At 68.9% G+C, this 12,822-nt stretch carries 13 protein-coding genes; 11 read left to right on the top strand and 2 right to left on the bottom strand.

The genetic code is table 11. The features are described from left to right. Window positions 1-60: 60 nt before the first annotated feature. Entirely contained in the window at window positions 61-735 is a 675-nt protein-coding gene (locus tag WMF22_RS40640; RefSeq protein WP_437295312.1) for an HAD hydrolase-like protein, read from the bottom strand. Between the two features lie 612 nt (window positions 736-1,347). Here WMF22_RS40640 and WMF22_RS40645 point away from each other — a divergent pair. Further along, window positions 1,348-1,974 carry a hypothetical protein gene (locus WMF22_RS40645; RefSeq protein ID WP_437295314.1) on the top strand — a complete coding sequence of 209 codons (627 nt, stop codon included), beginning with the start codon at window positions 1,348-1,350 and terminating at the stop codon, window positions 1,972-1,974. Window positions 1,975-2,106: 132 nt separating this feature from the next. Next, window positions 2,107-3,120: a formylglycine-generating enzyme family protein gene (locus WMF22_RS40650; RefSeq protein WP_438033217.1), complete on the top strand. Its 1,014-nt coding sequence runs from the start codon at window positions 2,107-2,109 to the stop codon at window positions 3,118-3,120. Between the two features lie 52 nt (window positions 3,121-3,172). Here the strand turns inward: WMF22_RS40650 and WMF22_RS40655 are convergent, their stop codons facing one another. Next, a complete protein-coding gene (locus WMF22_RS40655; RefSeq protein WP_438033218.1) occupies window positions 3,173-4,498 on the bottom strand; it encodes a hypothetical protein in 1,326 nt (441 codons plus the stop codon). Between the two features lie 610 nt (window positions 4,499-5,108). Here WMF22_RS40655 and WMF22_RS40660 point away from each other — a divergent pair. The 9 genes from WMF22_RS40660 to pcaC are packed head-to-tail and all read left to right on the top strand — an operon-like array spanning window position 5,109 to window position 12,820. Then, window positions 5,109-6,371 (top strand): MFS transporter, encoded by a 1,263-nt coding sequence (locus WMF22_RS40660; RefSeq protein WP_438033219.1) that lies wholly within the window; start codon window positions 5,109-5,111, stop codon window positions 6,369-6,371. Window positions 6,372-6,402: 31 nt separating this feature from the next. Then, window positions 6,403-7,086 carry a 3-oxoacid CoA-transferase subunit A gene (locus tag WMF22_RS40665; protein WP_438033220.1) on the top strand — a complete coding sequence of 228 codons (684 nt, stop codon included), beginning with the start codon at window positions 6,403-6,405 and terminating at the stop codon, window positions 7,084-7,086. A gap of 6 nt (window positions 7,087-7,092) precedes the next feature. Next, entirely contained in the window at window positions 7,093-7,746 is a 654-nt protein-coding gene (locus WMF22_RS40670) for a 3-oxoacid CoA-transferase subunit B (RefSeq protein ID WP_438033221.1), read from the top strand. Further along, window positions 7,743-8,948, top strand: coding sequence for a 3-oxoadipyl-CoA thiolase (pcaF, locus tag WMF22_RS40675; RefSeq protein ID WP_438033222.1), 1,206 nt, complete (start codon window positions 7,743-7,745; stop codon window positions 8,946-8,948). Before WMF22_RS40670 ends, pcaF begins: the two co-directional genes overlap by 4 nt. A 3-nt stretch (window positions 8,949-8,951) precedes the next feature. Continuing rightward, window positions 8,952-9,671 carry a protocatechuate 3,4-dioxygenase subunit beta gene (gene pcaH / locus WMF22_RS40680; protein WP_438033223.1) on the top strand — a complete coding sequence of 240 codons (720 nt, stop codon included), beginning with the start codon at window positions 8,952-8,954 and terminating at the stop codon, window positions 9,669-9,671. A 7-nt stretch (window positions 9,672-9,678) separates the two neighbouring features. After that, window positions 9,679-10,248, top strand: a complete 570-nt coding sequence (gene pcaG / locus WMF22_RS40685; protein ID WP_438033224.1) for a protocatechuate 3,4-dioxygenase subunit alpha — start codon at window positions 9,679-9,681, stop codon at window positions 10,246-10,248. Between the two features lie 6 nt (window positions 10,249-10,254). Continuing rightward, window positions 10,255-11,628 (top strand): 3-carboxy-cis,cis-muconate cycloisomerase, encoded by a 1,374-nt coding sequence (locus WMF22_RS40690; RefSeq protein ID WP_438033225.1) that lies wholly within the window; start codon window positions 10,255-10,257, stop codon window positions 11,626-11,628. Between the two features lies 1 nt (window position 11,629). Further along, window positions 11,630-12,418: a 3-oxoadipate enol-lactonase gene (pcaD, locus tag WMF22_RS40695; RefSeq protein ID WP_438033226.1), complete on the top strand. Its 789-nt coding sequence runs from the start codon at window positions 11,630-11,632 to the stop codon at window positions 12,416-12,418. Window positions 12,419-12,421: 3 nt separating this feature from the next. Beyond that, on the top strand, window positions 12,422-12,820 hold the full coding sequence (gene pcaC / locus WMF22_RS40700) for a 4-carboxymuconolactone decarboxylase (RefSeq protein ID WP_438033227.1): 399 nt from the start codon (window positions 12,422-12,424) through the stop codon (window positions 12,818-12,820). Window positions 12,821-12,822 lie beyond the last annotated feature (2 nt).

Raw genomic sequence — 12,822 nt, forward strand, 5'->3', positions numbered from 1 at the left:
CACAGGCCGGCGGGGGGAGTGACAAACCCGACACCCCCCGGGCGTGGGAGGGGCGCGGCCTCATCGAGCCGCTCGGCCCCGGGCCTCCCTCAGCGCACGCACCGCCAGCACCAGCTCCTCCAGCGTGTCGACGACGCGGTCGGCGCCCGCAGCCTCCAGCTCCGCGCGCGATCCGTATCCCCAGGTCACCCCGATCGCCACGAGGCCGTGCGCCTTGGCGCCGAGGACATCGTGCTCGCGGTCGCCGATCATGCAGGCGTCGGCGGGGGTGAGCGACTCGCGCTCGAGGGCGTGCGCGATGAGCTCGGCCTTTGTCGAGCGCTCGCCGGACAGCTCGGCGCCGTAGACCCGGGGCACGTGCGAGCGAAGGCCGAAGTGGTCGACGATGCGCTCGGCATAGACGGCCGCCTTGCTGGTGACGAGGCAGAGGCCGTGGCCCGCCTGGCCGAGCTGCGCGAGCGCCTCTGGCACACCGGGATACACGCTGTTCTCGAACAGGCCGAGCGTGCCGAAGCGCTCGCGATAGACGCGCACGGCCTCCTCGATACGAACGCTGTCGCGCGTCGCCAGGATCTCGGCGAACGCCTCGCGCAGCGGCGGACCGATGAAGCGGCGCACCTCGGCGAGGCCGATCGAGCCGTGCCCGAGCACACGGGCCGCGTGCACGAAGCAGGCGGCGATGCCAGGAGCCGGATCCGTCAAGGTGCCGTCGAGATCGAGAAACAACGTGCGCATGGCGGCGCACGTTGGGCACCGAAGGGCGCGACGGCAAGGGCCGCGAACTGCGTACAGACGCGAGGTCAGACCGAACGGAACTTTTCGGTGACGCTCCCCTCGGAGAGTGGGCATCTTGATGGCTCTCCAGGTCGACGAGCGGGGGATGACAGATCTGTCCAAGGGGGGCGACGGCGATCTCGCCGTCTATTCACGCGGGTCGCAGCGGCAATAGAACAAGGAGGGTCGGACGCGAGCCGAGGGTCTCCGCAGGTCCTGACCAGCGCCCCCTAACAGAAGGTGACGACGATGAATTATCCTGTTCTTTCCTCCCGATTGGTGGTCCGTTGCGCTCTTGGGATGGCCGTGCTCAGCCTCGGAGCTTGCGCTTCAGAAGTCGACCCGAACGACGGTTCGGAGTCGGAGAGCGCAGCAACCGGAGGGACGACGGGCACCACCGCTTCCACGACCGGGAGCTCGACGAGCGGGGGGACAGGCGTTGGAAGCTCCAGCTCTGCCGGTGCGACAACGGGGACGACCGGCGCGGGAGGAGCCCCGAGCGGCAGCACCAGCGGCGCTTCCGGCACCGGCGGAGGCGGCACCGGCGGCGCTGACCCGAGCGGACCGGCGTCGGTGAGCAGCACGAGCACGGGCGGCGATCCCGGGACGGGCGGCGGGGGTGACGGCCTGCCTCCGACGGGCGACAACTCGGTTGCGTACACCGGCTGCTCGATGGCCAACAACATCGGCACTGGCTACAAGCGCGTCGGCGGCAAGGTCATGTGGAACGCGGACAACTACCAAACGGGCGCCATGGTGGTCCAGAACTGGACCAACCCGAACAGCTCTTCCTGGCAGCTCTTCGACCGGAAGATGGAGTCGATCGGCGGGAAAGACGTCGTCAAGGCCATCATGGTCCAGATCTGCATCCTGTCGCAGCGGGCGACCGACAAGGAGCTCCGTGACATGGTCAACGCGGCGCGCCAGCACGTCAACCCGGGCACGCATATCTACATCGTGGGCCAGCCGGTCTACAACGCAGGGCACGACTGCTTCATCGCGGGGGCGGGCGGCGCCGACTGGACGGACATGAAGGCGCAAGAGCTGGCCAAGGACGCGACCATCAACGAGAACATGAGCTACCTCGGGAAGTTCATCCTCAACAACGACGCGGGCGAGGTCAGCGACGGCTGCCACGCCAGCAGCCCGAAGGGCGAGAACGTGCTGGGAGAGCAGGCGAAGGCGTTCTTCGGGGGCTGATCGGAGCACAGGTCCGACGAGAGCGAGCTGCGATGTCGACGGGCGCGCGCATGTCCGCACAGATGTGTGTGCAAAGTAGCGGTGAGCCCTGCCCGTAGGAGGGGAGCAGGAGCTGACCATCGTGGGTGACCTATGATCTCGCTTGCCACTCCCTACCACACCGTCGGCATCGCATGTTTCGGGCTGCTTCTCTCGGCAGGTTGCACCTGCGGAAACGAGGAGAGGACCGCGGCGGACGAGACGATCGCGAAGGATCGAAGCAGCGGCCACGCGGGCGCCTGGGCTGGAACGGCGCCAAGTTGCACCGGGCTGCCGGCGACCTGCGGGCCATCGGAGAACGAGGACTGCTGCGAGAGCTCGCTGGTCCCCGGCGGAACGTTCGCTCGAAGCTACGACGGCGTGGACTATCTGGACCGGAGCTCCCCGGCGACGGTGAGCGACTTCTACCTCGACAGGTACGAGGTCACCGTGGGCCGGTTCCGGGCGTTCGTGAACGCAGGCATGGGCACGCAGGCCAGCCCGCCTGGGGATGGCGCGGGCGCACATCCAAAGATCCCAGGCTCTGGCTGGAGCTCGGCGTGGAATACCAAGCTGCCGCCGAGCACGGCTGCCCTGAAAGACGCCCTGAAGTGCTTCGTGCACCAGAGCTGGACGGACACGGCGGGGAGCGACGAAAACAAGCCGATCAACTGCCTGGACTGGTACACGGCGTTCGCGTTCTGTGCGTGGGACGGCGGACGGCTGGCGACAGAGGCGGAGTGGAACTACGCGGCCTCCGGGGGCAGCGAGCACAGGTACTATCCTTGGTCGAAGCCAGCGACCTCCACGACGATCGATGACAGCTACGCGGTTTACTGCGGCGGCACCTGCAGCCTGCGGAACGTCGGCTCGACGTCGCCAAGAGGCGACGGGAAGTGGGGGCAGTCCGACCTCGGCGGGAACGCGTGGGAATGGACGCTGGACTGGGATCCGGTCCAGTACCCGATGCCATGTCATGACTGCGCCGCCGTGACAGCGGGCTCCTACCGGGCTTTCCGGAGCGGCAGCAACGACGACCTCGCCCCGACCCTGCGGTCAGCCACCCGCCACGTCTACTACCCCGAGCACCGAGGCAACATCGGGTCGCGTTGCGCCAGGACCCCGTAGCCGCGTCAAGTCGGTCGTGCTGCGTCCCCCCCGGGACGTCCCCGATCTCCGGTCACTTCTGCAGCTGGACGCCGAGGAACAGGGCATTCCCCTTCGCGCCCGACAGATCGCTTCTTTGATAGCCGAGCGCCGCGCGCGCAGCGTGCCCTTCGATGACATAGCCCACCTGGGCATCGATCAGCAGATAGGGGTCGGCGTTCTTCGGCTTCGCTTGTTGCAGCCGGACCAGAGGCTGTAACTTCCCGACACCGACGTTGGCCGGCGTGAGGTAGCTCGCGAGCGCAAAGTAAGAATAGTCGAACCTCTCGAAGTCGCCGAGGTACTTGTAGAACGCGCCCTCGAGCGTGATGGTGCCCGCCGCGCCGAGGTTCTTCTCGAACAGGAGGTCGGCGTTGACCTCGCCGTAGGTGTCCTTGCGCGGGATGCCTGCAGGCTCGCCCGCCGCAGGGGGCGGCAGCGATTCGACCGAACCTCCCTTCTGCACCTCACCCGCCACGCCGAGCGCGAGGATGCTCTTCTCCCCGAGGTACGTGGCCTTCTGGTAATAGGCTGGCTCCGGGTCGAGCAAGCTCAGGTTGAGCCTCGCGGTGTAGAGCGGGCTCACCGAAGAATCATGCAGGTTGTAAGCGCCGACGTAATACTTGAACAGGCCGCCCGCCACCTTGCCCCAGGCGGTCACCCCATCGTTGCGCCCGAAAGGCCCCTGTCTCGGCCCGAGCGGCGGCGCGTAGGGCTCGAAGAATCCGGGGTAGTTCCAGGGCCCCATCGACCACGGCCCGGAGAAGGCGGAGCGATCCGACGGCACGATCATTCGACCGATCCAGACGTTCAGCAGATCATGGAACTTGATCTTGGCGATGGCGTCACGGAGGGCCGCGCTGCCCGCGATGTTGCCCCCGGTCGGGGTTGGCCCGAACTGAGCGACGACCGCGCCCTGCAGGCCGATGAACCGGTTGATCTCGCCTGAAAGCAACAGATGCAGCTCGCCGTCCGCGAGCAGCCGGTCCATCTTCTCCCGCGCGCCAGGGTTCTGTAAGCGACCTCCGACGCGGGTCCAGGCCGCGACGCTGAGCGGCTTCTTCCATAGCTCCTCCTCCGCCGGAGGCGGCGGCGCCGGCGAAGCTGAGCCAGGCCCTGCGGCGCTGTCCGGTGTCGGCGCGGCGAGGGCTTCGGCAGTCGGCGCTCGCGCTGCGCTTGCGTCTTCGGGAGCGGTCGCGGGCGCCGCGGTCGGCGGATCTCCGCCCGTGGGCGCCGGCGGTGCTTCGGGCTGCGCTTGTGCCCGCGCCGCGCGATCGAAGGAGGTGATGCCGAGGATGACGGCCAAGATACCTGCGCTAACATCGACCAGGCGCCTCGACGCCCCCGTCTGTGTGCTCATGCGTTCTCCGTGGTGTGCTCGTCGATAGGAAAAACCGCGCATTCGTTGTCGCGCGCGTCAAATAGGATTCTGCGATGAACGCGCTGCCTCGATGGCGCGGGCCGAAATCTGACCGAGCAGCGCATCCGCATGCATGGCCGCCGCCAAGGGTGAGGTTCGTCGCCGTCACGACGACGAGTTGCCACGCCCCGCTGCACCGGAGAAAGCGGCAAGATCGCCACGCAGGGGGGGTGACAAAACTATCGCCGGCTATCACAGCGGCGAACCACTATGATGAGGCTTTAATTATCTCGGGCAGCCTCTCTTCGAGGGCGAAGTGGCCGGTATCGAAGAGGCCTGCCGAGGCGAGGCAGGCGACAGATCTGTCATCCCCATTGAGCGGCGATCTTGCCGCTTTCTCCGGGGCGGCTGCGTGTGGCAACTCGTCATCGAGACGGCGACGCCTGCAGGGTCTGAGGGCCTGAGCCGGGATTCATCATCGCTTTATATTTACATCGAGTGACGCTCTCGACCGGACCGGACCGATGAGACTCCCTCGAATGGGCGGAGAAACCAGCGGTCTACTACGTTACGTCGAACCCGCATGCGCGATGACGCAGCAGAGGAAACCATGTCTACCGGTGAAGTGACTCGCGAACCAAGCGGCGGGCGCTGGGTCGTCCCGCTCTGCTGGGCGGCCGTTCTGCTGGACGGTTTCGACCTCGTGGTGCTCGGCACGGTGCTGCCCGTGCTGCTCCAGAGCAAGGTGTGGGGCCTCGACCCGGACAGCGCGGCGATGCTGTCCACCGTCGGCCTCATCGGAATGGCGATCGGCGCGCTGACCATCGGCACGATCACCGACGTCATCGGCAGGCGCAAGGCGTTGCTCCTGGCCGTCATCGATTTCTCCCTCTGCACGCTCCTGTGCGCGTTCGCGCCATCCGCGTTCGTGTTCGGGCTCCTCCGGTTCGTCGCCGGCCTCGGGCTAGGCGGCTGCCTGCCGACCGCGATCGCGCTGGTGACCGAGTACGCGCGCGCCGACAGGCGCGGCAGCGCCACGACCACGATCATGACCGGGTACCACGTCGGCGCGGTGTTGACCGCGCTGCTCGGCATCGTCGTCATGAGGCCGCTCGGGTGGCGCGCCATGTTCGTCATCGGCGCGGCGCCGGCGCTGGTGCTGGTCCCGCTCATGCTCCGCCACCTGCCGGAGTCCGGATCGTTCCTCAAGGTGGCGCGATCGCGCCGGTCGCTGCGCGACGCTCTCGGCGCGGTCGCCTCCCTGTTCCAGCACGGCCTGTTGCGCCCGACGCTGGCGTTCTGGGTGACCTCGTTCATGGGCTTGTTGCTCGTCTACGGCCTCAACACATGGCTGCCGGCGATCATGCGGCAGGCCGGCTACGATCTCGGCGCGGCGCTGAGCATGCTGCTGACGCTCAATGTGGGCGCGGTGATCGGCTTGTTGCTCGCCGGCGTCGTCGCGGACCGCTTCGGCGTGCGCCCGTCGGTCATCGGCTGGTTCGTCGCCTCCGCGGTGTTCCTGGCGCTGCTCAGCGTCCGGCTCCCCGGCGCCTTCGTCTATGCGGCCGTGCTGATCGCCGGCTGCTTCGTCTTCAGCGCGCAGGTCCTGGTATACGCCTATGTGGGACGGGTCTATCCGGACGGCAACAGGGCGACCGGGCTCGGCTGGACCGCCGGCGTCGGGCGGCTCGGCGCCATCTGCGGTCCGATCCTCGGGGGCGCGCTGCTGAGCGCCGGGGTCGCGTACCCGTGGGGCTTCTATGCCTTCGCCATCGTAGGTGCGCTCGGCGCGATCGCGGTGACCGCCGTCGGACGGGCGAGACCACGAACGGAGCCTGCGACCACAGGACTGCCCGCGGCCGCGGAGGGCTGATGCAAACGAGAATGGAACGCGGGAGGGACGCGTGATCGACAAGGTTGTGAGCTCGCTCGAGGCCGCCGTGGGAGGCATCCGCGACGGGGCGACGATCATGATCGGCGGCTTTGGCACGGCGGGAATGCCGTTCCAGCTGATCGACGCCCTCATTGCGCAGGGGGCCCGCGATCTCACCGTGGTCAGCAACAATGCGGGCAACGGCGATGCGGGCCTCGCGGCCCTCTTGAAGATGCGCCGCGTCCGCAAGGTCGTCTGTTCCTTTCCGCGCCAGCACGATTCACACGTGTTCGACGCGCTCTACCGCGCGAAGGAGATCGAGCTCGAGCTCGTGCCCCAGGGCAACCTCGCGGCGCGCATCCAGGCGGCGGGGGCGGGGTTCGGCGCGTTCTACACGCCGACCGGCTACGGCACGCCGCTCGCGCAGGGCAAGGAGACGCGCGAGATCAACGGACGCCCCTATGTACTGGAATACCCGATCCACGCCGACGTCGCGCTCGTCAAGGCGCACAAGGCGGACCGCTGGGGCAACCTCGTTTACCGCAAGGCGGCGCGCAATTTCGGGCCGATCATGGCGACAGCGGCCCGCTGCACCATCGCGGAGGTCGGTGAGATCGTCGCGCTCGGCGCGCTCGATCCGGAAGCGGTGGTCACGCCCGGGATCTTCGTTCACCGCGTTGTATGCGCGGCGCGGGAGGCGGCGCGCGCCGGCTGAGGGACGATGAGTATCCGACGCTACAGCCGCGAGCAAATGGCCGCACGCGTGGCCGACGACATCAAAGAGGGCACGTACGTGAACCTCGGCATCGGGCTGCCGACGCTCGTGTCGAACTTCCTGCCGCGCGACCGCGAGGTGTTCCTGCACAGCGAGAACGGCATCCTCGGCATGGGCCCGGCGCCGGCGCCAGGCGACGAAGACCCCGAGCTCATCAACGCCGGCAAGCAACCGGTGACGCTGCTGCCTGGCGGATGCTTTTTTCATCATGGCGACTCGTTCGCCATGATGCGCGGAGGCCACCTCGATATCTGCGTCCTCGGCGCGTTCCAGGTGTCCATGAACGGCGATCTCGCCAACTGGCACACCGGCGCGCCGGACGCCATCCCGGCGGTCGGCGGCGCCATGGACCTCGCCATCGGCGCGCGCGACGTCTGGGTGATGATGGAGCACACGACGAAGTCGGGCGAGAGCAAGATCGTCGAGCGCTGCACGTATCCCCTGACCGGTATCGCGTGCGTGAAGCGCATCTACACGGATCTCGCGGTGATCGACGTCACGCCGCAAGGACTCACCGCCGTCGAGTCGATCGACGGCCTTTCATTCGAGGAGCTCGCACGGATGACGGCTGCGCCGCTCCGGCGGGGAATGGCACGATGACGGCGCCGGCTTACATCTGCGACGCGGTACGGACCCCCTTCGGTCGCTACGGCGGCGCGCTCGCCACGGTGCGCGCGGACGACCTCGCGGTCGTGCCGATCCGCGCGCTCATGGATCGCAATCCGAGCGTGGACTGGTCGGCCGTGGACGACGTGATCTACGGCTGCGCGAACCAGGCCGGTGAGGACAACCGCAACGTCGCGCGGATGGCGGCTTTGCTCGCCGGCCTGCCGGAATCGGTGCCGGGCGCGACCGTCAACCGGCTGTGCGGGTCGAGCTTGGAAGCGGTCGCCGCGGCCGCGCGCGCGATCAAGACGGGCGAGGCGTCGCTCACGATCGCCGGCGGGGTCGAGAGCATGTCGCGAGCGCCCTTCGTGCTTTCGAAGGCCGACGCCGCCTTCGCCCGGGGGCTCGAGCTCGAGGACACGACCCTCGGCTGGCGCTTCGTGAATCCCCTGATGCACGCGCGCTTCGGCACGGACGCCATGGCGGAGACGGCTGAGAACGTAGCAGAAGCGTTCAATGTCTCGCGCGTCGACCAGGACGCCTTCGCCTACCGCAGCCAGCGCCGCGCGGCGGCCGCCGTCGAGGCGGGCCTCCTGGCAGAGGAGATCGTACCCGTCGCGGTGCCGAGGAGGTCGGCGACCGCGCTCGTCGACACGGACGAGCACCCGAGGCCCGACACGAGCCCAGAAGGCCTGGCGAGGCTCAAGCCGATCGTCAGAGACGGCGGCACCGTCACGGCCGGGAACGCTTCCGGCATCAACGACGGCGCCTGCGCCGTCCTGCTCGCGTCCGAGGCGGCGGTGAAGCGCTTCGCGCTCACGCCGCGCGCGCGCGTGGTCGCGGTCGCCGTGGCGGGCGTCGCCCCCCGCATCATGGGCATCGGTCCTGTCCCCGCCACGCGCAAGGCGCTTGCGCTCGCGGGCCTCACGCTCGCCCAGATGGATCTCGTCGAGCTGAACGAAGCCTTCGCTGCGCAGGCGCTCGCCGTGCTGCGCGAGCTCGGGGTGCCGGACGACGCGCCTTTCGTCAACCCGAACGGTGGCGCCATCGCCCTTGGCCACCCGCTCGGCGCGAGCGGAGCGCGGCTCGTGACGACCGCCGTCCATCACCTCCGACGCAGCGGCGGCCGCCACGCTCTGTGCACCATGTGCATCGGCGTCGGACAAGGCATCTCCATGATCCTCGAGCGGGTATGAACCATGGCCGATAAAGACATTTACCGTCGTCCCGCGCCAGGTGCGCAGCCGCCCTATTTGCATCGGCCGTACAACTCGACGCACAAGCGGGCGCCGACGCGGCCGCTCGTCGTCTTGCCGCAGACTTTGTCGGAGGTGACGGGCCCCGTCTTCGGTGCGGAGCTCGTGGCGCCGAACGCCGCCGATCTCACGCGCCAGAGCAGGGGCGAGCCCCTGGGCGAGCGCATCGTCGTCGCGGGCCGCGTCCTCGACGAGGACGGACGCCCGCTCCGCCGAACGCTGGTCGAGATCTGGCAGTGCAACTCCGCCGGACGCTATCTGCACCAGAAGGACAACCACGACGCGCCGATCGACCCGAACTTCCACGGGGCTGGTCAAGCGGTGACAGACGACGAAGGGGTCTATCGTTTCATCACCATCAGACCGGGCGCTTACCCCTGGCGCAACCACCACAACGCGTGGCGTCCTTCACACATCCATTTCTCCGTGTTCGGGCCCGCGTTCCTGACGCGCCTCGTGACCCAGATGTACTTCCCCGGGGATCCGCTTCTGCCGTTCGACCCGATCTTCAACTCGGTCCCGGACGAACGCGCGCGCGACCGATTGATCGCGAATTTCGACTGGGAGACGACGAGGCCGGAAAAGGCGCTCGGCTACCGCTTCGACATCATCTTGCGCGGGCGCGACGCGACGCCCCTGGAGGATCCGGCCCATGGCGGATGAGCACGAGGTGAGGCTGCAGCCGACGGTCTCCCAGACCGTCGGGCCGTTCTTTCACATGGGACTGAAGTGGCTGTTCAGCGACCAGGTCGCGGAGGCCGGCACGCCGGGCCGGCACATCACGGTGCGGGGCCGCGTCTTCGACGGTGATGGCGTGCCCGTGCCCGATGCGTTGATCGAAGTCTGGCAGGCGGACGCGAACGGCAAGTACCCACACCCCGCCGACCGCCAGGACAAGCGCCCGGCGCCCGGCTTCAGGGGCCACGCGCGGGTGCCGACGGATGACGCCGGCGCATTTCGTTTCAGCACGGTGAAGCCTGGGCGCGTGCCCGCGCCGGGCGCCGGCATGCAGGCGCCTCACATCTCTGTCCATGTCTTCATGCGCGGGCTCCTGCGTCCGCTGGTCGCGCGCATCTATTTCGCCGACGAGGCCGCCAACGAGGAGGATTTCGTGCTCGGGCGCGTGCCGGCGTCGAGGCGCGGCAGCCTGATCGCAACCCCCCGGCCGGGCGAGGTCGACGTGTTCGAGTGGAACGTGGTGCTCCAGGGCGCCGATGAGACCGTTTTCTTCGAGGATTGAGGCATCATGACGGCTCGATCGCGCAGTTTGTTCGATGAGCTCTTCGCCTCGGAGGCGATGCGGGACGTCTTTTCCGATCGAGCGCGGGTGCAGGGGATGCTCGACTTCGAAGCCGCGCTGGCGCGCGCGGAGGCCGGGCTGGGCGTGATCCCGCCGGAGGCCGCGACGCCGATCGCCTCGCAATGTCACGCCGAGCGGTTCGATCTCGAGCGGCTCGCCCGGGGCGCCGCGCTCGCCGGCAACGCCGCGATACCGCTCGTCGCCGCGCTGACCGACCTGGTGGCACGGAAGGATCCGGACGCCGCGCGCTTCGTGCACTGGGGAGCGACGAGCCAGGACGCGATGGATACCGGCCTGGTGCTGCAGCTGCGCGCCGCGCTCGACCTCCTCGACGCCGACCTGGAGCGCCTGGCCGACGCGCTGGCCGAGCTCGTGCGCGCTCACCAGCGAACGGTGGTTCTCGGACGCACGTGGCTGCAGCCGGCGCTCCCCGTGACGTTCGGATTGAAGGCAGCCGGTTGGCTCTCCGCGACGGGGCGCGGGCGCGGGCGCCTGCGCGCGTTGCGCGGCCGGGCGCTCGTGATCCAGTTCGGCGGCGCCGCCGGCACGCTCGCGTCCCTCGGTGAACGAGGCCTCGATGTCGCCACGCACCTCGCGCACGATCTGGCGCTCGCCGTGCCGGATCTCCCGTGGCACGCCCAGCGCGATCGCATCGCCGAGGTGGCCGCGGCGCTCGGCCTGCTCGCTGGCAGCCTTGGCAAGATGGCGCGCGACCTCTCGCTGATGATGCAATCGGAGGTCGCCGAGGCATTCGAGCCGCAGGCGCCCGGGCGCGGCGGCTCTTCCACGATGCCGCACAAGCGCAACCCGGTCGGCGCCGCCGCGATCCTGGCGGCGGCGACGCGCATCCCAGGGCTCGTCGCGACCCTCCTCTCCGCCATGCCGCAGGAGCATGAGCGAGGGCTCGGCGGCTGGCAGGCAGAGTGGGAGTCGCTGCCCGAGATCTGCTTGCTGACGTCCGGCGCGCTCATGCACGCCGTGCAGGTGATCGAGGATCTCCAGGTCGACGCGGAGCGGATGCGAGCGAACGTCGACGCCACGCGCGGCGTGATCCTGGCCGAGGCGGTGAGGCTGGCGCTCGCTCGAGCCATGGGTCGCTCGGTGGCGCACGCGCTGGTCGAGCGCGCCTGCCGACGCGCGATGGCCGAGGGCAGATCGCTGCGTGAGGTGCTGGCGGCGGAGCCCGAGGTAACGACCCACCTCTCGGTCGCCGAGCTCGACGGCCTGTGCGACCCGACCGCGTACCTGGGGCTCGCCGGCGAGTGGAGCGAGCGCGCGCTCGCGCAGTACTCCCGGGACGCGCGACGGAGCGAGGGGTGACATGCCGATGATCGACGTTGTCGGAGCCGAGCTGCACTACCGCCTGGACGGGCCGGCGGACGCGCCCGTCGTCATGCTCGCGAATTCGCTCGGCACGGCGCTCGGGATGTGGGACAGCCAGATGCCTGCGCTGACGCGCCACTTCCGCGTGCTGCGCTACGACATGCGCGGACACGGCGCGTCCTCGGTGCCGGACGCGCCCTTCGACATCGAGCGCCTGGGCCGGGACGCCGTGGCGCTGCTCGATGCGCTCGAGCTATCGCGGGTGCACTTCTGCGGCCTGTCGCTGGGCGGCGTGGTAGGCATGTGGCTCGGCGCTCATGCGCCGGACCGGCTGCGCAAGCTCGTGCTGTGCAACACGGCCGCGACGCTCGGCCCGCGGTCCCTCTGGGACGCGCGCATCAAAGCGGTCGCGAGAGGCGGCATGGCCGCGATCGCAGAGGCCGTGCTCGACCGGTGGTTCACCGCGAGGTTCCGCCAGCGAGATCCCGCTGCCGTGGAGCGCGTACGACAGATGCTGCTCACCACGAGACCCGAGGGGTACATCCCCGCGTGCGCGGCCGTGCGCGACGCGGATCAGCGAGCGAACGTCGTCGAAGTGCGCGCGCCCACGCTCGTGATCACGGGCGCGCGCGACAGCGCGACGCCGCCGTCCGAGGGGCATTGGCTCGCAGCGCGCATCGCCGGGGCGCGTTACGTCAAGCTGCCGGCGGCGCACCTGTCCAACATCGAGGCCACACCGCTGTTCAACGAGCGCGTCCTCGGCTTCATCGCGGCCCAGGGAGAGTGAGAGATGGACGAGCGCGAGCGGCTGAACGAGGGCATGAAGATGCGCCGAGCCGTGCACGGCGACGCCCACGTCGAACGCAGCATCGAGAGCCGGAGCGAGTTCAACGGCGAGTTCCTGGACTTGCTCACCCGTTATGCGTGGGGCGAGATCTGGACTCGCCCCGGGCTGGAACGTCGGACACGCAGCCTGTTGTGCCTCGCCATGATGGTGGCTCTCAATCGTGGAGAGGAGTTTCGCTTGCATGTGCGTTCGGCGTTGAACAACGGCGTGACGCGCGACGAGATCAAGGAAGTGCTGCTCCAGGCGGCGATCTACTGCGGCGTACCGGCCGCGAACACGGCGTTCCGTCTGGCCGCGGAGACATTCGCTGAGATTGACGGCGAGCCGGAGAAAGGAGGCTAGCG

The sequence above is a fragment of the Sorangium sp. So ce204 genome (genome assembly GCF_051526795.1).
In the GTDB taxonomy this organism is placed as follows: domain Bacteria; phylum Myxococcota_A; class Polyangia; order Polyangiales; family Polyangiaceae; genus Sorangium; species Sorangium cellulosum_B.

Excerpts from the sequence above, each read along its gene's own strand:
- WMF22_RS40690 (WP_438033225.1), top strand. The coding sequence starts at position 10,255 with ATGACGGCTCGATCGCGCAGTTTGTTCGATGAGCTCTTCGCCTCGGAG.
- WMF22_RS40650 (WP_438033217.1), top strand. The coding sequence starts at position 2,107 with ATGATCTCGCTTGCCACTCCCTACCACACCGTCGGCATCGCATGTTTC.
- pcaD (WP_438033226.1), top strand. The coding sequence starts at position 11,630 with ATGCCGATGATCGACGTTGTCGGAGCCGAGCTGCACTACCGCCTGGAC.
- WMF22_RS40670 (WP_438033221.1), top strand. The coding sequence starts at position 7,093 with ATGAGTATCCGACGCTACAGCCGCGAGCAAATGGCCGCACGCGTGGCC.
- WMF22_RS40655 (WP_438033218.1), bottom strand. The coding sequence starts at position 4,498 with ATGAGCACACAGACGGGGGCGTCGAGGCGCCTGGTCGATGTTAGCGCA.
- pcaH (WP_438033223.1), top strand. The coding sequence starts at position 8,952 with ATGGCCGATAAAGACATTTACCGTCGTCCCGCGCCAGGTGCGCAGCCG.
- WMF22_RS40640 (WP_437295312.1), bottom strand. The coding sequence starts at position 735 with ATGCGCACGTTGTTTCTCGATCTCGACGGCACCTTGACGGATCCGGCT.
- pcaC (WP_438033227.1), top strand. The coding sequence starts at position 12,422 with ATGGACGAGCGCGAGCGGCTGAACGAGGGCATGAAGATGCGCCGAGCC.
- WMF22_RS40660 (WP_438033219.1), top strand. The coding sequence starts at position 5,109 with ATGTCTACCGGTGAAGTGACTCGCGAACCAAGCGGCGGGCGCTGGGTC.
- pcaF (WP_438033222.1), top strand. The coding sequence starts at position 7,743 with ATGACGGCGCCGGCTTACATCTGCGACGCGGTACGGACCCCCTTCGGT.